Origin of the sequence: Halioxenophilus aromaticivorans (genome assembly GCF_042850945.1) — a bacterium.
Taxonomy (GTDB): Bacteria; Pseudomonadota; Gammaproteobacteria; order Pseudomonadales; family Cellvibrionaceae; genus Halioxenophilus; species Halioxenophilus aromaticivorans.
On the sequence record NZ_AP031496.1, the window covers coordinates 1,960,753 to 1,983,870 of the forward strand.

The window sequence follows — 23,118 nt, forward strand, 5'->3', positions numbered from 1 at the left end:
ATTCGATCTCCGTTATAACCGAAATCACGTCTTTAAGTTAGGAAATTGCGTAAAAGTTATATCTGGTATCAAAAAGCGGTCTAAGCTTTTACCCCCTCGTCTCAGATTCTCCGACTATGCTTATTAAAGGCCTCAGTCGAACATAAGAAATGGCCGATAACGACATGTATGGCGCCCATAACTTCTATTTGTCGTCAATTCACTCTGCCGCCAGATTCACCTGCAAATACTCGGCAGGATCCAAATTCATATATTAGACTTATTGGATTGCACTGCGTTTTATAGAAACGAAATGAATAAAGCTAGGGTTTGTTATGGTTTCTTCAAAAAGCAGAGCGTGCTGATGCCGAATATAAAGTCTTACAGCGTGCGCTCTATTTTTGTCTTTTTATGCTTGTGGGCGGCCTCGGCCAGTCCCTCATCGGCAGAAACGATTTTAATCATGAATGCCGGGTTGGAGGGGGAGCAGCTTTCCAACAACGATCTGTTGCGTGTGTACGCCATGAAAAAGCGCACCTGGTCCAATGGCGAACCGGTGGTTGTGTATACCTTGCCCAACAAAAGCCGCCAGCATCGAGATTTTGTATACAACTACCTTAGGATGCAGTCGCATCATTTGAGTCGGTTGTGGCACAAATTGGTGTTCAGTGGCACCGGCAGTAAACCAGAGGTTGTGAATAGCGCCGCCGAAATGTTGGAGAAGGTTGCCAACACCCCAGGAGCCATTGGCTATTTGGATGGCACAGAAGTGAACATGGCCAGTCAATCCGTCATCGCGGTGGATGCTCATGACTAGATCGCTTGTAACTCGGTGTGGATTCACGGCCGTCTCTGCGCTGCTGGCGAGTATTGCCGTGGGTGAAGGCCGAGTAAATGGTTATGTGAGTCAAGCTGCTGTACACACCCACGATAACGCCTTTTTTGAGGCTGATACGGGTACCAGTTTTAATTTTCGTGAGCTGGGCATCAACGGCAGTTGGCAATTTAGCCCGCAGGTGCGAATTGCCGCCCAAGCGGTGTCACGTCGCTTGGGCGATCTTGACGACGGCGACCCAAAATTAGATTTCGCTCTGCTGGATTATCACTTCTACAGCGCAGAGAGCAGCAATGTCGGGGTGCGGGTTGGCCGCACCAAAAACGCTTACGGCATTTACAATCAGACGCGCGACGTTCCTCACGCACGCCCCGGTGTGCTGGTGCCCCAGGCAATTTACTTTGAATCCATCCGCGATGCCTTGCTATCGGTGGATGGCGTCAACTTCTACGCTGACGCCTACCGTGGGGCAGGGGAGTTTGCCTTTGAGGTCTACGGCGGCAAGCGCAAAGTCGAAGGCTCGGTGGTAGAGAATTTAATGTTCCAGGCCGATACCAGCGGTGATTTTGGCACCGCTGATGTGCTCGGAGGACGAATCGGGTTTGTTCCCGCGGCGGTACCAGAATTGGAATTGGCGGTCAGTGCTATCGATGTGAAAATGGAGCTGGAGGACGTCGCGTCCTTTTCGCCCTTAGAGGTTGGTCAAGCATTCTTAGATATAGTGGCCAACCCGAGTACCGCCGGTAAATACGCCACCAGTGCTACCATTGAGCCCTTTGTGCAATTGCTGTCTGCGCAGTACAGCCCTCAGGGCTGGGTATTAACCGCGGAATATCTGCGGGTGGATATTGATCTTACCAACGTAGAAATTCTCGGCCAGCCGCAGCCCGATAACACAACCAAACTGGAGAGTTATTACCTGCAAGCCGAATGGCAACTGAACGATCATCTCAGCCTGTTGAGTCGATACGAATATCTGACCTTTGATAAAACCGACCGCAAGGGTGAGGTTTACCAAGCCACCACTGGCAGAAACGCGTTCACCCAATACACATCGGGTATAACGCTAGGTGGCCGTTGGTATTTCACGCCCGATATGTCACTCACCGCCGAATACGGCGTGTTTGAGGGAGCAGCTTCTTTGGTTGGGGCAAATTCTGTAAACTACGACCAGCTTGATGAGGATTGGGAGGTGTTTATCCTACAGTTTTCCTTCCACTTTTAGGCACAGAGATAACGGATTGTGTACATTAGTCTAAAGTGGCGCGTTGTTATTTTCATCAGTGTGGTGTCAGTATTGATCACCACGCTATGGGCATGGCAAACCGTCGACCGGCAATTGGCGATATTCGATGAGGAAATCGAGTATAACGCGCGCACGCAAACCGCGTTACTCGATGAGCTGTTCGACGATAGCTATTTAAAACTATCACAAATCGCTCAGCTGATTTCTTCTAGCCAAGCGTCGTTTGATGAGGACGGTGTTTCATCGTCCTTTGAGCAAAAATGGTTTTCTATTAACCTGCTGCTCGAGCTGGACTACATGGCTTTCTTTGATAACGACAGCAACCTCACCGTGCAGGCGTCGCCTTCGGGCCTAACCCAGGATGAGGGATTTGTGGGTGAGCTTGTTGCCGAGCTGAAACGCAGCTCGGCACACGATGAGCCCCGATTTTTTGTCTACTGCAACAGTGCCTGTTTGATGGTGGTGTTGGAGCCCTTTATTGGCCCCAACGGCGACTACAATACCATCGCCATCGCCCAGAATATGTCTGACTTGGTACGAATATTCTTTAATTTGTCCAAGTCGTCCGTCACCATGATGGTTGAAACTGAGGCGCTGGAGTTATTGGATTCCCCTCGCTACGTGGCAGAATGGTCGATGTTTGGTTGGGCCGGTAGTGACTTTACCAACGTCTTTCCGGTGTTAAAGAACTATGCCAACGAATATTCACCGGATGCGGTGTTTGACGATGAGCTGTTTAAAACCAATAAAAACGTCTACCTCGTTAAAGAACTGGATAAACCCAACTCCAAGTTTGCCGGCAACACTCTGCACTTTTACTCGGTAACCGATAAAACCGAGTCCTACCAAGAAATGCTCAACAGCATCAAGCGCGGCGTTATTCTGGCGGTGATTGCGTTGGCCATTGCGCTGACTTTTATGATTACCATAGTCAGTCGGTTGATGAATAAACTGATCCGCATCACGCGAGCGTTATTGTTGTTACCCAAACAAGAGTTCGATAACGCCGTGGCCATGGTTCACAGTGACGAAACCTTATTTGAAGATGAGCTCAGTGTGCTGGAAAAAAGCACAGCCCACGTGGCCGGCGAGTTGAAAAAGCTGCACCATGAAATCAACTTTAAAAATGAATCCCTGGCAGATCAGGTGGCGGCATTAACCCGGTCTCGGGCTTTCTTAACGCGGTTGTTCGATAACTCCCATGTATTCATCGTTACTCAGGACGAGTCGTTCAAAATCCAATCCACCAACCGTAAGTTTGATGAATTGTACGACGCCTCACCCCGCAGCTTTTGCGATTTGATTCAAAAAGACGACGACCTAGCTCAGTTCTACGGTAAAACCAACGAGCTGTTCGGCAATACTATTTCAGCATTCCAACAGGAGCTCACGCTGTTGGACAAAGGCCGCAAGTCGGTGATTGTTTCTTGGACCCACACGCTGGTGGAAGACGAACAGGGCTCGGAAATTATTTTGTCCATCGGTATGGATCAAACGCAACAGAAGAGTGCGGAAACCAACCTGCGATGGATGGCAAACCACGATGGTTTAACCGGTATTGGTAATCGTCGCTCCTTTAATGCTGCGTTTAATGAAATGTTGAGCTGTGCGGTCACCGGTGCCCTGGTGTTTATCGATGTTAACCGCTTTAAACACATTAACGACATCTATGGCCATAATGTGGGTGATCAGGTGCTGGTGGATATCGCCGAAAAGCTGCGCGTTTTGGTGCGCAGCAGCGATAAAATAAGCCGCTTTGCCGGCGACGAATTTACCATTCTACTGCACAGCGTTGACCGACAAAGTTTGCCCGAGGTATTGCAAAAGCTGAATACTTCACTAAACCACTCCATCACCTCGGACAACGGCCAAATTATTCACTACTCCGTCAGTATCGGTGCTGCGTTATTTCCTGAGCACGGAACCGATTCTGAATCTCTGCTTATCAATGCCGACATGGCCATGTACCACGCCAAGAAAAAGGGCCTAGGTTACTGGCATGTATTTGATACCAACGATGCTCGCGTAGAACAAATTAAAAACGATCACAGTGTTATTGAGAGTATTCGGTACGCGCTGGAAAACTACCAATTTAAACTGGTATACCAGCCCATCATCAGTTTTGAGAATGACAAGGTCTCTCACTACGAAGCATTGGTGCGCATGTTTGATGAACGCGGCAATATGATTTCGCCGGGGCTGTTTATTCCCTTGGCAGAGCGCTCGGGTCTGATCCGGAAAATCGATGAGTGGGTGCTGGATAACGCTGTGCAGGAGCTCAGCAGATTGGCTTGCGGTGGGGTGGATTACTGTGTTGCTATTAATGTCTCGGCGCCGACTTTGCAATCCAACGACTTACCAGACCTTATTGTTGAAGTGCTAGAAAAACATGACGTTAAGCCAGCATCGTTGATTGTCGAATTAACGGAAACCGCATATATCGAGAACTTCCAGCAAGTGCTGAAAAACCTGCGCAAAATCACCCACTATGGAGTACGCATTGCACTGGATGATTTTGGCGTTGGTTTCTCGTCGTTTAACTATCTAAAAATGTTGCCACTAACCTACGTTAAGTTAGACGGATCCTACATTAAAAATATTACCCAAAATCCTGACGACCAAGTGTTCGTAAAAAGCTTGTCAGCCATGATTAATGCCTTTGGTATGAAGACCGTGGCCGAATTTGTGGAAGACGAAAACACCTTGGCAATGATTCAGTCTCTGGGGGTTACCCACGGCCAGGGCTATCACTTGGGTATGCCTAAGCCAATTCAAGAGGCCATTGAAGAGCAATCCAGTATTCGCTTTTTAGAGCGGGCGCAGAGCCCAGTGTAAAATCCCTATCGGCCTTTATCCTGGCCGGTGGTAAGATGCAACCATGAATGCATTGAAATACCGTGTCCTTTTGATCTGTCTGTGTTTAGCCTGTGCCTGGTGCGTCCAGCCAGCAAACGCCGCCAGCAAATCCTCCAGTCGCTTTAGCGTTACCGACGACCTGGGCCGCATAGTAACCCTCGGCCAGCCCGCCAAGCGAGTGGTGAGCTTAGCGCCGCACCTCACTGAGAACGTGTTTGCCATTGGCGCAGGGGGCACGCTTGTTGGCGTCTCACAGTACAGCGATTATCCCGCTGCTGCACAGAAAATCACTCAGGTGGGCGATTACCAATCCATTAACGTTGAACAGGTTATTGCTCTGCAGCCGGATGTTATTTTGGCCTGGGTAGACGGCGGTAACCAGCAAGCGTTAAATCACCTGGCAGGTATGGGGATTCCTATTTATTGGTCGCGGCCAGCGACTATCCCGGCTATTGCTAAAGAGCTTTCCCGCCTAGGGGTGTTAACCGGCCATCAAAAGCAGGCCGCCCAGGTGGTGGACGATTTCAATCATCGGCTACAAACCCTGCAAAACAGCGCGCACAATAGCCCGGTATCGGTGTTTTATCAGGTGTGGGCCAAGCCGCTGCAAACGCTAAACAATAATTCGCTAATTGGCGCGGTAATTACACTGTGTGGTGGTCGCAACGTGTTTGGTGATGCCCCGGCGGTGGTTGCCCAGGTGGATAGAGAAGCCGTATTGTTGGCTAACCCGGAGGTTATTTTAGGCACCCATGCGCAGGGTGAAGCGCCCACCTGGAAAGCGGATTGGCTGCCTTGGCGCACGATAACGGCGGTGGCAAAACAGCACATTTATTCCATTGAGGCCGATGTTCTATCGCGCCATACCCCGCGTGTACTGCAAGGCGCACAGCAGGTGTGCAATTATTTAAGCGAAGCTGATTAAACTTACTGGGCAGCGTTTGGCGCTGGTTTTTTGGGGCTCACCTCATTACCATGGCAGCGTTTTAATTTGGGCTGTTTAATCTGCAGCGGGGTTATTTTATGGCCAGTATCACCACCGGTATCTACCGTCATTACAAGGGCAATCTTTATTTTGTTTACAGTGTTGCCCGGCACAGTGAGTCGGAACAGTCCTTAGTTGTGTACCGGTGTTTGTATGGGCGTTACGATTTGTGGGTGCGGCCACTGGATATGTTCACCGGCACGGTGGATGTCAACGGCGAGCCGGTGCCGCGCTTTTCCTTTGTGCGTTCGGTCAATTTGGAGGAGCAGACAGACCTATTAACGCTCACTAGCACACCCTCAATTACCCAGTGAGTAATCCGTCTCCTTCGTTGCCCTGGTGCTGCCCCCTGTGTGCTCAGCCTTTGCAATTGGTTGAGCGACGCCTAGTGTGCAGCCAAAACCACAGTTTTGATTTGGCTCGTCAGGGTTACGTCAATCTTTTGCCTGCAAACTTTAAACATTCCAAAGCGCCAGGTGACGATAAGTCTATGCTGCAAGCGCGGCGGGATTTTTTAAATGCCGGCTTTTATAAGCCTTTGCAAGATGCCTTGGTGCAGATACAGTCGGAAGTCCGTGCTGCCCTTGGCCGCGGGATTACGGCGTTGGATATGGGCGGCGGCGATGGTTATTTCAGCGCAGCGTTAACCGATGACCAGCACCGTTGGTTCGTTTCCGATATCTCCAAAGATGCCGTGCGTTTGGCCGCTGGCCGATTTGGAGTGGCGCAATGCAGTGTGGCCAGCAGTTTTAAATTACCCCTAGCAGATAACAGTGTCGATTTAGTATTGCGAAACTTTGCCCCGAGCTCCGAACCCGAAGTTGCCCGAGTTCTGCGCCGGGATGGATTTTACTGTGTCGTTACTCCCAACGATGACCACCTAATAGAGCTGCGGCGGTGTTTGTATCAGCAGCCCAAGAGCCACACCGCCGGCGCCATCGAGGGGCTGTTTCAGCCACTGTGGACTCGGCAGGTATCTTACTCGTTTGACTTAACATCCAAGGATCATCGCCAAGCCTTATTGGCCATGACGCCCATGGCCTGGCGGGCCAACCTAGAGCAAAAACAACGCTGGTTGGATGCCGAGGCGGTTAGTGTAACCGCCAACTTCACCTTAGCCTTGTACCAGGTGGCGGCATGAGTGCCCGCGATGCCGAATTTATGCGAGCAGCCCTGCAGTGTGCCGAGCAAGCCGCGGCGCACAGCGAGGTGCCGGTGGGAGCCGTGGTTGTGCGCGGTGATGAAATTATTGCCAGGGCGGCCAATCAGCCCATCACCGGTTGTGATCCAACCGCCCACGCTGAGGTGGTTGCGCTAAGAGCGGCGGCAAAAGCTCTGGGCAATTATCGGCTGGTTGAGTGCGAATTGTTCGTCACACTAGAGCCGTGTTTGATGTGTGCCGGGGCCATTGTTCACAGCAGAGTTCAGCGTTTGGTGTTCGGCGCCCACGAGCCCAAGGCGGGCGTCATCAGCAGCCAGTTGCAGGTGCTTGAGTCTACTTTTCTTAATCATCGGGTGGCGGTAGAAAGCGGTGTTTTGGCGTTGGAGTGCGGTGACTTAATTAGCCAATTCTTTCACCAGCGGCGGCAAAAAAAGCGCGCCTTAAAGCAAAACCATAACCCCCCGGCAGATCCCTAAAACGCGGGTAGATCGTAGGGTAGGGCGGTGTTGTTTAGGAAGGTGACCGGGCGTACATCGGAGTGCGGGTCGGCGCCGCCACTGGCGATATTGTGGCGTTTAAAGGTGTTATGCCAAGCAATGATGGTGCGGTAGCGCTGAATATTCTCAACGTATTCCACTGGTTCCCAGCCCCGAGCATAGCCGTGTTTTAAATTGCGGTAATACTTGCGCTTGGCCAGCAAGGGTAAGCGTTCTTTAACGTCCAGCCAACGGTTGGCATCGCCGCCCATTTGCGTGGTTAGCGTGCGGGCGTCTTCTAAGTGGCCAAGGCCTGCGTTGTAGGCGGCTAGGGCCATCCACAGGCGATCCTCACCAGTGACGGTGGCGGAAATACGATCGTAAATGCTCTTCAAATATTTAGTGCCGCCGTTGATGCTTTGGATCGGATCCAGTCGGTTGGTAACGCCCATGTCTTTAGCGGCGGCCTGGGTTAGCATCATTAAGCCGCGCACACCGGTGTAGGATTTCGCTTTGGCGTTCCAGTGTGACTCTTGGTAGCTCACCGCGGCCAGCAACTCCCACTCTAGATTGTGCTCCTGGCCCGCGTTGCGCAATTGTTCTTCCCACCTAGGTAGCCGCGACTCTATTCGTTGAGCAATGGTCAGTGCGCCGCCGCGGTCGAGGTCGAGGGGTACTTCGTAGCTAGCAATCAGTTCGTCTAGCTCGCCATTCAACTGTAGGCCGCGCAAATAAGCCTGTGCTTTATTAAAGAGGCTGTTATCAAGAGACTGCGGCAGAGCCCAGGCCAGTTGACGATTGTGGCTCAACTCCATGGCGACACCGGCGCGGGGGTACATTGGCTCGCTCATGTTAAACGCATTGGAGTTGGCGATGGTGTAGTCAATTTCACCGCGGTGAACCATTTCGATAAGATCGTTCATATCGGCTTCGCTGTGCTCTGCCCACTGTAATTGGGGGTAGTCCAGTTGCAGTTGGCGCAGGGTTTCGGCGTGGGCACTGCCGGCCATAACCACCAGGGTTTTGCCGGTGAGGTCATCAAAGGATTCTGGCGCAGGATTATTGCGGTTGTAGATTAATAGCTCGCTGACCTCATGGTAGGGCAGCGCGAAACGCAGTAAATCCTGTTGATCTTGGGTAATGGTTAAGCCGGCCGCGGCCATATCGTATTTTTGCTCGGCTACCTCGTCTACCAAGCGAGTGAGGTTTTCTTGCTCGTGTACCACCAGGGTAACGCCAAGATGTTCAGCAAAACCCTTAATTAAATCGTATTCCAGGCCGGTGATGCCGTTGGCGCCTTCATAGTAGGTGGTGGGGCCGTTGCGCGATACCACGTGCAGTTCGCCTTGTAGAAAAATGCGCTCCAGCTCGGTAGGTTGGTGGCTACCGGATAACCGCAGGCACAGCACAACCACCACACCGATAAACAGTACGGTAAGCAGTAGCTCAAAGGCTACGTCGGAGGCGCGTCTAGATTGGTGCATGTAAATAACGTGTTGATTCTTAACTCATTTCATAAATGGTTGTTAGATTGCGCGAATTTTATACAACGCCGGGCGCAAGCACTAGCTTGTTTGGCATGTTCAATTATGGTAGCGAATGACGGTTCATGTTGTTGTTTTTTGTGCCAAACGACCGCCGAGCCCACCACAGCTAACCTGTACCCTAGTAAAAGCCCATGTTGTTAGGGCGGCGGTCAAACCGGGCGCCGACCATAGTAGGCCCAGGGGCGCGATTTGTCCGACGAATGGGGCACGCTTTGGCCAGACTTTACACAGCTTTTACCTCGGTTTTGACTAGCCAAGAGCGTTTTCGACACGGCTCGGAAATCCTTAAATGCCAATCTTGGTTTGCGTGATTTAGTCGGCCCTGCCAGTTAGTGATAACCCGGCCAGATTCAAGTACAATTGCGCCCGCTGCAAGGGAGGGGCGAATGTCGAAAGTTTGGCGTCGTCAATACTCTCATTGTCAACCGCTGGGCGGCTTAACCGGCCATGGTGCTGGATACTTTTTGCCCTGTCTTGTGTTTCTGCGGCCCGAATAATCATCTGGCGAGAGTTCTAAATTATGTTGATCCTGCGCGGTGCTCGTGCGCTGTCCCAATTTCGTTGCGAAAAGCTCCTAAATTCCATTCAAACCAGCAATCCAGATATACAGGCCATTAACAGCCAGTACATCCATTTTGTGGAATTGACCGTGGGCAGCGAGCTTACCGATGCCGAATCTCAGGTGCTAGAGCAGCTACTCACCTACGGCCCAGCCAGCAGCACAGTGGTGCCGCAAGGGGCTTTATTCTTGGTGACGCCACGGCTGGGGACTATCTCACCTTGGTCGTCCAAGGCGACAGACATTTGCCACCGAGTAAACCTGGATAAAATACACCGGGTTGAACGCGGCGTTGCATATTACGTCACTGGCACGATAACCGATGACCAAGCACTGGCCAAATTGTTGTTTGACCCCATGGTGGAAACGGTATTTGCCGAGCTGGATCAGGCTGCAGCCCTATTTCAGCACAACGAACCTGCACCTCAAGCCAGTGTAGACGTACTCTCGCAAGGCCGAGTGGCGCTAGAACAGGCCAACCAAAACCTGGGTTTGGCCCTGGCCGATGATGAAATTGACTACCTAGTAACGTCGTTTCAGGAGCTGGATCGCAATCCGGTGGACGTCGAGCTGATGATGTTTGCCCAAGCAAACTCCGAACACTGCCGCCATAAAATTTTCAATGCCACCTGGACCATCAACGACGAAGACCAACCACACTCGTTGTTCCAAATGATCAAAAACACCTACCAGTGTGGCGGCGACAATGTGTTGTCAGCCTATGCCGACAACGCGGCGGTAATTGTGGGCAATAAGGCTGGCCGCTTTTACCCCGATCCAATGAACCACATTTACTCGGTGCAGTTGGAAGACATTCACATATTGATGAAAGTCGAAACCCACAACCATCCCACGGCCATTGCACCTTTCCCTGGTGCCGGTACCGGCGCTGGCGGTGAAATTCGCGACGAAGGCGCCGTTGGCCGTGGCTCCAAACCCAAAGTGGGCCTAACGGGGTTTTCCGTATCGCAACTGCACATTCCTGGATTCGAGCAGCCCTGGGAAACCGATTACGGCAAGCCAGGCCGTATCGTTTCCGCCCTGGACATCATGCTCGAAGGGCCCATTGGCGGTGCCGCCTTTAATAACGAATTTGGCCGCCCCAACATTTGCGGTTACTTCCGCAGCTTCGAAATGGATTTTGACGGTGAGCGTCGCGGTTACCACAAGCCCATTATGCTGGCCGGTGGCTACGGCAACATTAAGGGCGAGCACGTCGACAAAAATGAATACGAGCCGGGTTGCAAACTGATCGTACTAGGTGGTCCAGCCATGTTGATTGGCCTGGGCGGTGGGGCGGCCTCGTCCATGAGCTCCGGTGATTCCAGCGAAGATTTAGACTTCGCATCGGTGCAGCGCCAAAACCCTGAGATTCAACGTCGGGCGCAGGAGGTCATCGACCGCTGTTGGCAAATGGGTGAGAGCAACCCCATCGCTTTTATCCACGACGTGGGCGCCGGTGGCTTGTCCAACGCTTTCCCTGAGCTGGCCAAAGATGGCGGCTGTGGTGCCGTGTTTGAATTACGCGAAGTACCCAACGACGAACCCGGCATGAGCCCTCTGGAGATTTGGTGTAACGAATCCCAGGAGCGCTACGTGATGGCGGTAAAACCCGAGGATTTACAGACGTTTGAATCCATCTGCGAGCGCGAACGCGCGCCTTACGCGGTGGTGGGTGAGGCCATCAGCGAGCATACCCTGGTGGTAAACGACCGCCATTTCGATGCCAAGCCGGTGGATTTACCCATGCAGGTGTTGTTTGGCAAGCCGCCCAAGATGCACCGCACCGCGCACAAACACACCGGGGTTACCCAGGTATTTGATACCCAAGATATCGATCTCAACGATGCCGCCGAACGCGTCTTAAAACACCCCAGTGTGGCCAGTAAAAACTTCTTAATCACCATCGGTGACCGCTCGGTTACCGGCCAAGTGGTGCGTGATCAAACCGTTGGCCCTTGGCAGGTTCCGGTGGCCGATTGCGCGGTGACCACGGCTGCCTTTGATACTTATTTCGGTGAGGCCATGTCCATGGGTGAGCGCACTCCGCTGGCCCTGATTGACGGCCCGGCCTCCGGCCGTATGGCCATTGGTGAGGCCATTACCAACATCGCCGCAGCCCGTATTGGGGCGCTACGAGACGTTAAATTGTCCGCCAACTGGATGTGTGCAGCCGGCCATAAGGGCGAGGACGAAAAACTCTACCGCACGGTGGAAGCCGTGGGCATGGAGCTGTGCCCAGCCTTGGGCATTACCATCCCGGTGGGCAAGGACTCCATGTCCATGCGCACCGCCTGGAGTGACAACGGCGAAGACAAAGCCGTGACTGCTCCTATGTCGTTGGTGATTTCGGCCTTTGCCCCGGTGGTGGATGTGCGCAAAACCCTGACGCCGCAACTGCGTTTTGACCGCGGTGAAAGCGAGCTCTTATTCGTTGATATTGCCAGCGGCAAGCAACGCTTGGGTGGCAGTATCTTGTCCCAGGTGTACCAAGAAATGGGCGATGAAGTGCCCGATTTGGACAACCCAGCTACGGTGCAGGGCTTTTTCGACGCCATGCAAGGCAGCATGGAAGCTGACCATATTATCGCCTACCACGACCGTTCCGACGGCGGCTTGTTCGCAAGCCTTGTGGAAATGGCCTTTGCTGGCCACATTGGTATCGACGTCGACTTGTCTGTGCTACCCGGCGATGCCCTGGCAAATCTGTTCAATGAGGAGCTGGGCGCGGTATTACAAGTGGCCAGCGAAAATGTCGATGCTGTGCGCGAATGTTTCAGCCAGGCCGGCGTAGACATTTATTGCATTGGCCGCCTAAACCAAGATGACTTGGTGCGCATCAGCAAGGGTGGCGAAATACTGTTTGAGCAGAGCGAATCTTATTTGCAGCAGCTGTGGAGCGAAACCAGCTACCGTATTCAGTCGCTGCGTGATAACCCTGTGTGCGCTCAGCAAGAATTTAACCGGATTTTGGGCCGCAATGATGGCCTCAGCGCCAGCCTAAGCTTCGACCCCAGCGAAGACATCAGCGCACCGTTTATCCACTCCGGCGTTAAGCCCCGGGTGGCCATTTTGCGCGAGCAGGGCGTTAACAGCCACGTTGAAATGGCCGCGGCCTTCCACCGTGCGGGCTTCGACGCGGTGGATGTGCATATGAGTGACATCCTGGCTGGCCGTGTGCAGTTGCAAAACTTTAAAGGGATGGCGGCCTGCGGCGGCTTCTCCTACGGTGATGTGCTTGGTGCTGGTGAAGGTTGGGCCAAAACGATTCTGTTTAACAGCCAGGCGAGGGACCAGTTTGCCGAATTCTTTGCCCGCGGCGACAGCTTCAGTTTGGGCGTGTGTAACGGTTGCCAAATGATGAGCAACTTAAAAACGCTGATTCCGGGCAGCGGCCACTGGCCACGCTTTGTGCGTAATTTGTCTGAACAATTTGAAGCCCGCACCAGTTTGATTCATATCGACCAAACGCCATCGGTCTTGCTAACCGGCATGGCCGGCTCCCACATGCCGGTGGCGGTTGCTCACGGTGAAGGGCGCGCCGAATTCCGTGATCAGCAGCACCTGAAAGCCTGTGAGGCCTCGGGCACAGTGGCCATGCGTTACGTTGATAATGGTATAGAGGTAACCGAGAATTATCCCGCCAACCCCAATGGTTCGCCGGCCGGTATTACCTGTGTCACCAGCACCGATGGCCGGGCCACCATTTTAATGCCGCATCCAGAGCGGGTGTTCCGCACCGTGGCCAACTCTTGGTACCCAGATCACTGGGGCGAGGATAGCCCGTGGATGCGAATTTTCCGCAACGCGCGGGTATTTGTGGGTTAGAGGCCAAGGATCTACAGCCCAAACCCATGGGCTTGCGGCCAAAAGGATTTGGCCATTTCATCACTGGCTGGGCCAGTGCCATGCATTTAACTAAGTAATTGTTTATGTCTAATACATTTGAAAGTAACGATGCCAAAGCCAGTTATGGAATTGGTCGCCAAATGGGTGATCAGCTGGTAGAAAAACCGTTTTCCAGTTTTGATATTGAGGCTGCTATTGCAGGCTTTATCGACGGCGCCAAGGGCAATGCCTTGCAAGTGTCCGCCGACGACATTAATGCCGCGTTTAAAATTATTCAAGGCCAGATTCAGCAAGAGCAATCCGACAAGGCCAAAGAGTTGGGCGGTGAGGGTGCAGCGTTTTTAGAAGGAAACGCCAAAGACCCAGAAGTGACTGTGTTGGAATCTGGCCTGCAGTACAAAGTGCTGACCGAAGGCACCGGCGAAAAACCGACCAACAGCTCGACCGTGCGCACCCACTACCACGGCACGTTGATTGATGGCACTGTGTTTGACAGCTCCGTTAACCGTGGCCAACCAGCGGAATTCCCAGTATCGGGTGTTATCGCCGGCTGGACCGAGGCCCTGCAATTGATGCCAGTAGGCTCAAAATGGCGTTTATTTGTGCCGTATAACCTGGCCTACGGAGAGCGCGGTGCTGGCGGTGCCATCGGCCCATACGCGACCTTGATCTTCGAAGTAGAATTGCTGGCTATCGTTAGCTAGTTGAATTAGCTCGCTGCCGGTGTGCGGTAGAAATAAAACCCTTCGATTTTTTTGATGCTGGTTTTATTTTTCATTTTATTTGCACACCGGCGGCGAGCGTTTGCGCGGCCCAGGGACAGGGATAGCGATAGGCTGCGCGAAATTGATTATTTTTTGTTTAGCACGCAAACACTATGAGTAAATCAGACGCCATCGAACAAGAAAAACAAAGCCAATTATACGACCTAGTCGACGCTTTAGTTGAGCTGGCCAACCAAGCCACCGATAAAGCCCTGGACCCAGGCGAAGCGCATCAAGCCATGATGTATGCCACCGCCCGCTATGGCGCGTTTATTGTTGCTGCCAGCAGTGAAAGTAAAGAAGACTATGAGCAGGATAAGCTCGATGCGCGCAATTTTTACATGGATCAATTTCGCCAGTTGTTGAACGAAAACTTCGACGATTACCTGGCCAACTTTGACCAGTATCTAGATTCAGACTAGCTCCTGGGTTTCAGCGCCGCTTGGTCGACTTGGCGTGGTTAATTTCCTTCGACCATATCCGCTTTTTGGGCTTTCTCACTAGCCTGGGTTTTATCATCTTCTTGGCTTTCATTAAGAGGCTCAATCTGCAATATTTGCACCGTGGGGTCAGTGATGACATCCGCCAGCGTGTATTGCCTGAGGTGCTGCATAAACTCACGCTGTGCTTGCCACAAAACCGATTTTAAAACGCACTGCGGGCTAATGACGCAGGGCGGATCTTCGCAGTTAACCGGCGCCAGTGTTTGCTCCATTTGGCTCACTACGTCGGCTACATTGATGTCCTGGGGTTGCTGTGCCAATCGTATGCCGCCATTCTTTCCGCGTAATGATTCAACCCATCCGGCGTGCACCATCTGATTGACGATTTTCATTAGGTGGCTTTTGGACAGAGTAAACGCCTTGGCCACTTCTTGGATGTTGCACAGTCGATCCGGGTTTGCCGCTAAAAAAATAAGCGTGCGAAACGCGTAATCGGTGTGTTTGGTCAGTTGCATTTAGGGCTGTTCTCTTATTTTTATTATTTCTTTTTAAAAGGGCTAAAACCGTCGCCTAAGCGCGCTTCGCCCTCGCTCACGGATTCCTTTTTAGGTGCCGGGCCAAAGCGCTTGGGTCGGCCTTTGTTGGCTTGGTCGCGGGCGCGTTTTTTGGGTTTTACCTTGGCTGTGGTTTTGCTGTCGCTGCTTTTTTTGTCATCCCGTTTTTTGCCACTGGCGCGGCCAGATGATTTAACTTTATCTGGGCCCTTATATTTGGCGGTTAAGCCGGGTAAGGTACGCTTTTCAAAGCCGTCGCCCACGACGTTTTCGGCCCGCGCTTTATTATTCCACTCGTGGGGCGCAATCAGTGCGATGCTGGTGCCGGGCTTGCCAGCGCGTCCGGTGCGGCCCGCGCGGTGCACATAATCCTTGGGGGTGCGCGCCATATCAAAATGAATGACGGCGTCCAGCTTTTCGATGTCTAAGCCCCGCGCTGCCACATCGGTGGCGATGAGTACGGTAAATTTATGACGACGAAACGCCAGTAGAATTTCCCGCCGTTGATCTTGGGTCATGTCGCCATGCAAACAGCCGGCTTGGTGGCCGTAGTATTCCAACACGCCACGTAAACGGTTGGCCTCCGATTTGGTGTTGGTAAACACAATGACCTTTTTGAATTCACCGCTGCCGATGATTTTATCCAGTGCCTTTTGTTTAAATTTTACGTCATCACTTAATACAAATTGGTGATGCACTTCCGCCGCCACTTGGTTGTGGTGTTCCAGCTCCAGGCGCTCTGGGTCGCGCAGCAAATGCTGGGCGACTCTCGCCACCTGTTGATGGCGCAATGTGGCGGAAAACATGAGAGTTTGGTGTTTATCTGTTAACGCCTGAGCCACTCGATCAATGTCTTCGGTAAAGCCCATATCCAACATGCGGTCAGCTTCGTCCAACACCCAAAACTCTAGGTCGGTTAAGTCTGTGGTGTTGTTGCGTAGGTGGTCGGATAGCCGGCCCGGCGTGGCGATGATAATTTCGGGGTTTTTACGCAGTAGGGAGGCCTGAAACTTAAAGTCTGCGCCGCCGGTTAATAGGGTAAACGTGGTGCGGGTATATTTCGCCAGGGCTTTTAGGTTATTACTGATCTGCTCGGCCAGCTCCCGGGTGGGCACCATTATAAGCGCTCTACAGCCGGTATTGGGCGAGGGCTGGGCAATTAACTGCTGCACTATGGGCAGCAAAAAGGCCAGTGTCTTACCGCTGCCCGTGGCCGCACTGGCGATGATATCGCGTTTGTTGAGCACGGCCGGTACTGCCAAGGCTTGAATTTCCGTGGCGTGGGTTAGCTCCTGGGCGGCCAGCGCTTGTAACAATGTGGCGCTAAGGTTGAGTGCGCTGAATTCAGGGGTAGGGCCGGACAAAGTGTTCTCCTTGGGCAGGAACCATTGTGGGTTTGAGCGGAATAAACGTTGTTCAAAGAGTTAAAAAGTTTGCACTGTTATTCAGTTGGCATATGAGTTGGCTGGTATATAACCGTGCAGGTATCGGCGTAGGTGCGCTCGGTTTGGCTAAAGGGCGCTATGATATCACGGCTCAAGTGCCAGGGTTGAACAGTAATGCGGCCGGTACAGCAAAGTCGTTGCTGTAATTGGCTAGCAGCGATAACAGCGACAGTTAAAGTGTTCGAAAATACCAGTGGGTAGAGAGGATAGAATGAGCGTATTAAAACAAGTAAAGATGTGGTCTTTGGCTATCGCTATGACCGCCAGTGGTGCGGTGTTCTCAGACGATGAGGCCGGCGTGGCTCTGGCCAAAGTAAAAGACAACATCTATATGATTACCGGCCCCGGTGGCAACGTTGGCTTATTTGTGGGTGACCAAGCCAACGTATTGATTGACGACAAATTTGAAGCCCAGGGTTCGCCCATTTTAAAGCTGGTGGCGGAGGTTTCGAATCGTCCGCTGGAATACGTGTTTAACACCCATTGGCACAATGATCACACCGGTAGCAACGTGGTAATGGGCAACACCGGCGCCACCATTGTGGCCCATGAAAACGTACGTGAATTGTTGGCCAAGGGCACTACTTTAAAAGCGTTTAATCGGGTTATTGAGCCTTATCCCAAAGAGGCCCTGCCGGAAATTACCTTCGACCAATCAATTACGTTGCACATCAACGACGAGACCCTGGCTGTGCAGCACATACCCAACGCCCACAGCAATGGTGACAGCGTGTTGTACTTTAAAAAGGCCAATGTGGTGCACACCGGAGATTTGTTCTTTAACGGAATTTACCCCTTTATCGATGCCGAACATGGCGGGCGTATTAAGGGCATGATTGCCGGCATTCAAATGGTGCTGGGGCAAATAAACGCGGATACCGTGATCATCCCAGGCCATGGGCCGTTGGCGACGGTGGACGATCTGCACGCATTTAAAGCTATGCTAGAGGCCACCGTAGCCGCGCTGGAGCCGCTCATGGCCCAGGGGCTTAGCACGGAAGAAATTGTTGCCAAGCAGCCCACTAAAGCATTGGATGAACAATGGGGTAAGGGATTTTTAAGCCCCGATCAATGGGTGGCCATAGCCGTGAGCTCACTGCAACAGTGAGCCGAGGCTCCAGCCTAGGTGACCACCACCACGCGCAGCGCGTCTAGGCGTAGCTGCGATTGTTTCAAGTAATTTTCCGCCATGGCGTTTTGCTCTTCCAAGGCGGAAATTTCTTCGGCTCGTATGTTAGGGTTGACCTTAGCCAGGGCCACCATGCGGGCCAGCTCTGCGTCCTGCTCTTTGGTGAGTGCCTCACGGGCGCTCTTGAGCAAGGCTTTGGCCTGGGTTTCGGCGTTGGTTTTGGCTTTGCCCAGTCGGCCTTCCACTTCGGGCTTTAGGTGTTTCACAATATCCGCGGCGGTTTTTCTGGGCAGGGTTTTGGCAAGCCCGGTTAATTGATGACCGGCCACTACCCCGGCCAGGTCTTTACCACCTTGATCCAGCAATACACGAATAGGCGTTAACGGCAGGAAGCGATTCAATTGATGCGCTTTGGGTGCCGGGCAGTGGACCACGTAAACCGCTTCCAGCAACCAGGTGCCGGCTTTGAGTGGCGGCAGTTTTAAGGTGCACAAAGAGCAATTGCCGTGGTCGCCACTGGCGACCATGTCCATGGTGGCGGTAACCATGGGGTGCTCCCAGGAAAGAAACGACAGCTCTTCTCGGCTCAGAGCCTTATTGCGGTTGAAACACACGCTGATGCCGTCTTCCGGTAACTCAGGAAACGGGCTGTGCATGGTTTCCGAGGGGTGCAGCACCCAGGTTTGCTCGCTGTGGTCTTGATGGTCGACACCGAACTGGTCGAAGGCCATTAGCATATAATCTTGCAGCGCGTTTTCTTGGGCGGCCTCGCCAACTTGGTCGATAATGTTTTGCGCCACGGAAGGGTTGCAGGAGTTAAGCTCCAATAAGCGGTCTCGGCCGGATTGCAGAACGGCAATCAGTTCTTTGGCCAGGCTTTCGGTTTTGCTTATCAAGCCCTGGCAGGCGGCAGCATTGCTGGGGTCGGCCAGGGCGTTTTCCAGTTCGGTTTGCACCTGTTGTTTCACCGCGCCGCCAATGGGGCAGGTTTGGGTGAAGGCCTGGAGGCCTTGGTCGTACCACTGCAGCAACACCGCTTGGCTGGAATCCTCAAAATACGGTACGTGAATTTGAATGTCATGCTGCTGGCCAATGCGATCTAGGCGGCCAATGCGCTGTTCCAGTAAATCGGGGTTGGCGGGCAAATCGAACAACACCAGATGATGGGCGAACTGGAAGTTACGGCCTTCGCTGCCAATTTCAGAGCACACCAATACCTGAGCGCCGGCTTCATCATCGGCAAAGTAGGCCGCGCTGCGATCTCGCTCTAAAAGGCTCATGCCCTCGTGGAATACACTGGCGCGAATGCCCTGGCGCAGGGTGAGATAGGATTCCAGCGCTAGGGCCGTTTTGGCACTGGCAGTAATCAACAGAACTTTTTGTTTGCGATTCAGTTTTAGAAATTGCTCCAGCCACTCTACACGCGGGTCCAGCTCCACCCAGTCTTCCGGTTGGTCTTGTTCCGGGTAGAGGGAGGCGCTGTCGTAGTGGGCTGGCATATCCAGGGGCACGGCATCCAGGCAGCGTTGCGGGAAGCCGCTGACGCTGCCACGGGTGTTGCGAAATAGCACCCGGCCGGTGCCGTGGCGGTCGAGTAACTCGCGCACAGTGTCAACAATCATCTCACTCGGCGCCTCGGCGCTGGCCAATTTGGCCATCAGCGATGTAACGCGGTCCTCGCCGATGAATTCGGCCAGCTGTTGCTGCCGGCCAGCGTCGCTTTGCAGCGCGGCTGCGCCATCGTCTGCTAGCAAAGTTTGAATCAGCTCGTTAATCGGTTGGTACTTGTCTTCTTCTGCGCGGAATTCTTCCAGGCTGTGGTAGCGGTCTGGGTCCAATAAACGCAGGCGGGCGAAGTGGCTTTTCAGCCCAAGTTGCTCCGGGGTGGCGGTTAGCAGTAGCAGGCCGCGGGCGAGTTTTGCCAGGGATTCCACTGCCTGGTATTCAATGCTCGGCTGCTGCTCAGACCAAACCAAATGGTGAGCCTCATCCACACACAGTAAATCCCATTCGCACTGGCAGGCCAGTTGAAGGTTTTCGTCTCTGGCGGTAAACAAGCTGATCGGACAGAGCACCAGCTGCGCTGAATCGAAGGGGTTGACATCGCCGCTCTCTATGGCGTCGTCGATACGGGCTTGGTTCATCACCGAAAAGTGCAGGTTAAAGCGGCGTAGCATTTCCACTAACCATTGGTGCACTAGGGAATCTGGCAACGCGATTAAAATTCGCTGGGCCCGATGGTTGTGGCGCTGGTGATGGATGATCAGACCGGCTTCAATGGTTTTGCCCAAGCCCACTTCGTCGGCCAGCAGAACCCGCGGCGCAAAACGGTTGGCAACCTCGTTGGCGATGTAGATTTGGTGTTTTAGCAAGTCCACCCTTGGGCCGAGTAAACCGCCGACACCAGAGGCCTGTAATCGCCGCAAATGCTCCAGCGTGTGCAGTCGCAATTGAAACTGGCGGGGTTTGTCTAGGTTGCCGGCCAGCAGTCTTTCTAATGGCCCGGAGAAGTGCACAAATGGGTCTAGCTCAACTTCGCTCAACGCTTTTTGCGTGCCATCGATGCCGGTGACCAGGTAGGTAATGTGGCCTTCGTCCTGCAATTCATCCACCAGCCAGGCCTGGTCGTCTAGGTCGTACACGGTGTCGCCGACGTCATATTTAACGCGGGTCAGGGGGGCGTTGCGGTCCGCGTAGGTGCGGTGCTCGCCGCACGCGGGAAAGGATAGGGATACTCGCCGATCACGGGCGTCGGTGACTACGCCTAACCCCAATTCTTTTTCAGCACTGCTAATCCAGCGCTGGCCGATAACAAATTGTTCCGCAGCCAATGTTCACTCCAAGACGGGATTTAGTTCTCGCGGTTGCTAATACTCCGCTGCTTTGCGCAGCTCGCAGCGAAACTCAAACGCCCTTAATAAATGGCTGGCGATGATAGGAAGTAACGTTTGCTTTGTCACCCACCAATCGAGCTTTAAAGCGTGCTGAGTAAAAATCAGTAATAGCAATAGCCAATATGTCATTAGGCATTGCTAAAGTTTGCGTGGATACTCCCGTGCCATTTGTGGGTTTGGTCAAAAAAACACCTAATTGGCTAAGTTTTGATGTGCGCCAATTGTAAAACCTGGGGGGTTTAGGATTGACCTTGTTCTGGTGGTTTATTGAGCTTTTTGGTGGCTGTTTGTCCAGTTTGGTTGGCGGCTGTCGCTAGGCAACCGGCGCTAAGTGTTTGATTTAGCTCAAGCTAATGAGGGTGGCTGAGTTGTCCTCGTGGCAAAAAATATGTCGCTGATCGAAGGCGCGGCTTTTTTTTGCACTGCTACACTTTTAAGACACACCAATAACAAGCGTAAAAAGGCGCAAATCGGTCTAGCTGTTGCGGTTAGTGCTAGGCAGAATGCGCGCCTTTATTCAATACCAAGAAGACCAAAAAACGTTTGAGAGAATAAGCTATGACGTGGATATGGTTGCGAGGCCTCGGCCGTGAATCAGCGCATTGGGGCGGCTTGCCCCGCAAGGTGGAACAAGCCACTGGTGATAAGGTAATCGCCCTCGATATGCCCGGAGTTGGACGCAAGCGCGACCAACGCTGCCCGTTGCGTATGGACGCCGTTGTTCGTCAATTACGCCAGGAGACCGCGGGCCTGGATAATATTAAAATATTGGCTATGTCACTGGGTGGCTCCGTAGCACTGAATTGGGCCGCCTCCGATGCCCGGGTTAAGCAAGTTGTGTTGGTTAACAGCAGCAGCAAGCTCAGTTTCTTCACCAAGCGTTTGCGATTTATCCCCGCGGTTCGGATGTTGTCATCGTATCTGTCCAAAAACAGTCATGAAGAGCGCGAACGCAAGGTACTGGCTACCTTAAGTAATAACTCCCGGGCTTCTGCTCAGGTTAACTCGCTTTGGGCAGAGGTGGCTCGTCGCCGTCCGGTGGCATTGACCCAGGTGTTTCGTCAAATCGCGCTGGCAGGTTTTTCTCGATTACCTACACCCAGCCAGATGGTGCACTGTTCGGTGCAGGTGTTTGCCAGCCGTAACGATCGGTTAGTCTCCGCTGACTGCAGTCGCAAATTGGCCGACTACTACCAGTGCAGTTTGGTCACTCACCCTGAGGCCGGCCACGAGTTAGCTTTGGACGATCCGGATTGGTTACTCAATCAGATAAAATCCTTCTCCGTTAGCGGCGCCATCACTCCGGCGGGTTGTTAACTTTCCTCTAGGCAGCGGGTTGCTGGTCAACCCGCTTCTTCATTATTGTTAATTCACTTGCTCTCTTTCGCATAAATTTGCCAACCTTGTGGTCTTAACCGATATCGGCAAGCTTCGTGCTTGTTATTCGTTTAAATTCGTGTGCTTTTTCTGTGGCAACGCCAGTTAACTGCTGCTCGACAGTTGGGGTAGGTGGTAGCTTTGTGTCGGTGGTGCAGCTTTAGTACGCCTAAATGTTCTTGCGCCAGCGGTTTTGCTGGCATCGAATAGACCCAAAGGGGGGCAATATGAGTTCTTCAACCGAAGGTGGTTTACCCGTCGCACTCGTCACCGGTGCTGCCAGTGGCATCGGCTTTGGTATCGCCGAAAGCCTAGCCGGCAAAGGCTACAAAGTCTTGGTGAGCGATATCAATATCGAGGCAGCCCAAGAGGCGGTGGCAAAAATTGAAGCCGCTGGCGGCACTGCGGAGCCCTGCAAGCTGGATGTTACCAGCCAGGAGGACATCGAAGCTGCGGTAGAGCAAGCCGGCAAAATTGATGTGTTGGTGAACAACGCAGGTATGCAGTACGTGGCCAAGCTGGAGGAGTTTCCGGTGGATCGCTGGAAACTGTTGGTAGACATTTTGCTCACCGGCCCTGCCATGCTCACCCGCGCCGTATTGCCCGCCATGAAATCCAGCAACTATGGCCGCATTGTTAATGTTGGCTCCATCCATGGTTTGATTGCTTCACCTTACAAAACGGCCTATGTTGCGGCTAAGCATGGTTTAATCGGTTTTTCTAAGGTAGTGGCCTTGGAGGTGGCGGATTTTGATATCACCATCAACACCTTGTGCCCGGCCTATGTGAAAACGCCGTTGGTGGAAAAACAGATAGCAGCCCAGGCGAAAGAAAACGGTATTACGGAAGAAGAAGTCGTCAACGATATCATGTTGCAGCCAATGCCGAAAAAATCGTTTATTAGTATTGAAGAAATGTGTGGCGCGGTGGATTATCTACTGTCGCCGGTAGCGAAGAACATGACGGCGCAGTCCATCGTGCTCGACGGAGCCTGGACGGCACGTTAACGCGGTGGCAA

The 23,118-nt window shown here is 52.8% G+C and carries 18 protein-coding genes; 13 read left to right on the forward strand and 5 right to left on the reverse strand.

Annotation, left to right across the window (positions count from 1 at the left end; all coding sequences use genetic code 11):
- Positions 1-343 precede the first annotated feature (343 nt).
- The 7 genes from ACGHM3_RS08490 to tadA all read left to right on the forward strand — a co-directional run bounded on the left by ACGHM3_RS08490 (position 344) and on the right by tadA (position 7,539).
- Positions 344-796 carry a hypothetical protein gene (locus tag ACGHM3_RS08490; protein WP_345418216.1) on the forward strand — a complete coding sequence of 151 codons (453 nt, stop codon included), beginning with the start codon at positions 344-346 and terminating at the stop codon, positions 794-796.
- The gene (locus ACGHM3_RS08495; protein WP_345418219.1) at positions 789-2,039 is read left to right on the forward strand and encodes a TonB-dependent receptor; all 1,251 of its coding nucleotides are present in this window, start codon (positions 789-791) and stop codon (positions 2,037-2,039) included. The genes ACGHM3_RS08490 and ACGHM3_RS08495 overlap by 8 nt, the downstream gene beginning before the upstream one ends.
- An 18-nt stretch (positions 2,040-2,057) precedes the next feature.
- Entirely contained in the window at positions 2,058-4,895 is a 2,838-nt protein-coding gene (locus ACGHM3_RS08500) for a bifunctional diguanylate cyclase/phosphodiesterase (RefSeq protein ID WP_345418222.1), read from the forward strand.
- A gap of 43 nt (positions 4,896-4,938) precedes the next feature.
- Positions 4,939-5,841: a cobalamin-binding protein gene (locus ACGHM3_RS08505; RefSeq protein WP_345418225.1), complete on the forward strand. Its 903-nt coding sequence runs from the start codon at positions 4,939-4,941 to the stop codon at positions 5,839-5,841.
- A 98-nt stretch (positions 5,842-5,939) separates the two neighbouring features.
- Entirely contained in the window at positions 5,940-6,215 is a 276-nt protein-coding gene (locus ACGHM3_RS08510; RefSeq protein ID WP_345418228.1) for a DUF1653 domain-containing protein, read from the forward strand.
- Positions 6,212-7,042, forward strand: a complete 831-nt coding sequence (locus tag ACGHM3_RS08515; RefSeq protein WP_345418231.1) for a putative RNA methyltransferase — start codon at positions 6,212-6,214, stop codon at positions 7,040-7,042. Before ACGHM3_RS08510 ends, ACGHM3_RS08515 begins: the two co-directional genes overlap by 4 nt.
- Positions 7,039-7,539: a tRNA adenosine(34) deaminase TadA gene (tadA, locus tag ACGHM3_RS08520; RefSeq protein WP_345418234.1), complete on the forward strand. Its 501-nt coding sequence runs from the start codon at positions 7,039-7,041 to the stop codon at positions 7,537-7,539. Before ACGHM3_RS08515 ends, tadA begins: the two co-directional genes overlap by 4 nt.
- On the opposite strand, the gene mltF is transcribed toward tadA, so the two are convergent.
- The gene (gene mltF, locus ACGHM3_RS08525; RefSeq protein WP_345418237.1) at positions 7,536-9,023 is read right to left on the reverse strand and encodes a membrane-bound lytic murein transglycosylase MltF; all 1,488 of its coding nucleotides are present in this window, start codon (positions 9,021-9,023) and stop codon (positions 7,536-7,538) included. The two genes, tadA and mltF, sit on opposite strands and share 4 nt — an antisense overlap.
- 583 nt (positions 9,024-9,606) lie before the next feature.
- Here mltF and purL point away from each other — a divergent pair.
- The 3 genes from purL (at position 9,607) to ACGHM3_RS08540 (ending at position 14,680) form a co-directional block, all read left to right on the forward strand.
- A complete protein-coding gene (gene purL / locus ACGHM3_RS08530; protein WP_345418240.1) occupies positions 9,607-13,473 on the forward strand; it encodes a phosphoribosylformylglycinamidine synthase in 3,867 nt (1,288 codons plus the stop codon).
- Between the two features lie 104 nt (positions 13,474-13,577).
- Positions 13,578-14,198, forward strand: a complete 621-nt coding sequence (locus ACGHM3_RS08535) for an FKBP-type peptidyl-prolyl cis-trans isomerase (protein ID WP_345418243.1) — start codon at positions 13,578-13,580, stop codon at positions 14,196-14,198.
- Between the two features lie 173 nt (positions 14,199-14,371).
- Entirely contained in the window at positions 14,372-14,680 is a 309-nt protein-coding gene (locus ACGHM3_RS08540) for a DUF3144 domain-containing protein (protein ID WP_345418246.1), read from the forward strand.
- 38 nt (positions 14,681-14,718) lie between these two features.
- On the opposite strand, the gene ACGHM3_RS08545 is transcribed toward ACGHM3_RS08540, so the two are convergent.
- Positions 14,719-15,216, reverse strand: a complete 498-nt coding sequence (locus tag ACGHM3_RS08545; RefSeq protein ID WP_345418249.1) for an Rrf2 family transcriptional regulator — start codon at positions 15,214-15,216, stop codon at positions 14,719-14,721.
- A gap of 23 nt (positions 15,217-15,239) precedes the next feature.
- Positions 15,240-16,619: a DEAD/DEAH box helicase gene (locus tag ACGHM3_RS08550; protein ID WP_345418252.1), complete on the reverse strand. Its 1,380-nt coding sequence runs from the start codon at positions 16,617-16,619 to the stop codon at positions 15,240-15,242.
- A gap of 292 nt (positions 16,620-16,911) precedes the next feature.
- On the opposite strand from ACGHM3_RS08550, the gene ACGHM3_RS08555 reads away from it, so the two are divergent.
- Complete coding sequence (locus tag ACGHM3_RS08555; protein WP_345418255.1) at positions 16,912-17,808, forward strand: MBL fold metallo-hydrolase; 897 nt, start codon at positions 16,912-16,914, stop codon at positions 17,806-17,808.
- A gap of 14 nt (positions 17,809-17,822) precedes the next feature.
- Here the strand turns inward: ACGHM3_RS08555 and rapA are convergent, their stop codons facing one another.
- Both rapA and ACGHM3_RS08565 read right to left on the reverse strand, forming a co-directional pair.
- Entirely contained in the window at positions 17,823-20,660 is a 2,838-nt protein-coding gene (gene rapA, locus ACGHM3_RS08560; RefSeq protein ID WP_345418258.1) for an RNA polymerase-associated protein RapA, read from the reverse strand.
- Positions 20,661-20,733: 73 nt separating this feature from the next.
- Positions 20,734-20,907, reverse strand: coding sequence for a hypothetical protein (locus ACGHM3_RS08565; RefSeq protein WP_345418260.1), 174 nt, complete (start codon positions 20,905-20,907; stop codon positions 20,734-20,736).
- 374 nt (positions 20,908-21,281) lie between these two features.
- On the opposite strand from ACGHM3_RS08565, the gene ACGHM3_RS08570 reads away from it, so the two are divergent.
- Together ACGHM3_RS08570 and ACGHM3_RS08575 are read left to right on the forward strand one after the other, a co-directional pair.
- Positions 21,282-22,040: an alpha/beta hydrolase gene (locus ACGHM3_RS08570; RefSeq protein WP_345418263.1), complete on the forward strand. Its 759-nt coding sequence runs from the start codon at positions 21,282-21,284 to the stop codon at positions 22,038-22,040.
- Positions 22,041-22,327: 287 nt separating this feature from the next.
- Positions 22,328-23,107, forward strand: a complete 780-nt coding sequence (locus ACGHM3_RS08575; protein WP_345418266.1) for a 3-hydroxybutyrate dehydrogenase — start codon at positions 22,328-22,330, stop codon at positions 23,105-23,107.
- The last annotated feature ends 11 nt before the right edge of the window (positions 23,108-23,118 follow it).

What these genes read in the sequence shown, in the direction of transcription:
- ACGHM3_RS08545 (WP_345418249.1), bottom strand. Translation starts at nt 15,216, where the DNA reads ATGCAACTGACCAAACACACCGATTACGCGTTTCGCACGCTTATTTTT.
- ACGHM3_RS08495 (WP_345418219.1), top strand. Translation starts at nt 789, where the DNA reads ATGACTAGATCGCTTGTAACTCGGTGTGGATTCACGGCCGTCTCTGCG.
- ACGHM3_RS08540 (WP_345418246.1), top strand. Translation starts at nt 14,372, where the DNA reads ATGAGTAAATCAGACGCCATCGAACAAGAAAAACAAAGCCAATTATAC.
- ACGHM3_RS08570 (WP_345418263.1), top strand. Translation starts at nt 21,282, where the DNA reads ATGACGTGGATATGGTTGCGAGGCCTCGGCCGTGAATCAGCGCATTGG.
- ACGHM3_RS08535 (WP_345418243.1), top strand. Translation starts at nt 13,578, where the DNA reads ATGTCTAATACATTTGAAAGTAACGATGCCAAAGCCAGTTATGGAATT.
- mltF (WP_345418237.1), bottom strand. Translation starts at nt 9,023, where the DNA reads ATGCACCAATCTAGACGCGCCTCCGACGTAGCCTTTGAGCTACTGCTT.
- ACGHM3_RS08505 (WP_345418225.1), top strand. Translation starts at nt 4,939, where the DNA reads ATGAATGCATTGAAATACCGTGTCCTTTTGATCTGTCTGTGTTTAGCC.
- tadA (WP_345418234.1), top strand. Translation starts at nt 7,039, where the DNA reads ATGAGTGCCCGCGATGCCGAATTTATGCGAGCAGCCCTGCAGTGTGCC.
- ACGHM3_RS08490 (WP_345418216.1), top strand. Translation starts at nt 344, where the DNA reads ATGCCGAATATAAAGTCTTACAGCGTGCGCTCTATTTTTGTCTTTTTA.
- ACGHM3_RS08555 (WP_345418255.1), top strand. Translation starts at nt 16,912, where the DNA reads ATGAGCGTATTAAAACAAGTAAAGATGTGGTCTTTGGCTATCGCTATG.
- ACGHM3_RS08575 (WP_345418266.1), top strand. Translation starts at nt 22,328, where the DNA reads ATGAGTTCTTCAACCGAAGGTGGTTTACCCGTCGCACTCGTCACCGGT.
- ACGHM3_RS08510 (WP_345418228.1), top strand. Translation starts at nt 5,940, where the DNA reads ATGGCCAGTATCACCACCGGTATCTACCGTCATTACAAGGGCAATCTT.
- purL (WP_345418240.1), top strand. Translation starts at nt 9,607, where the DNA reads ATGTTGATCCTGCGCGGTGCTCGTGCGCTGTCCCAATTTCGTTGCGAA.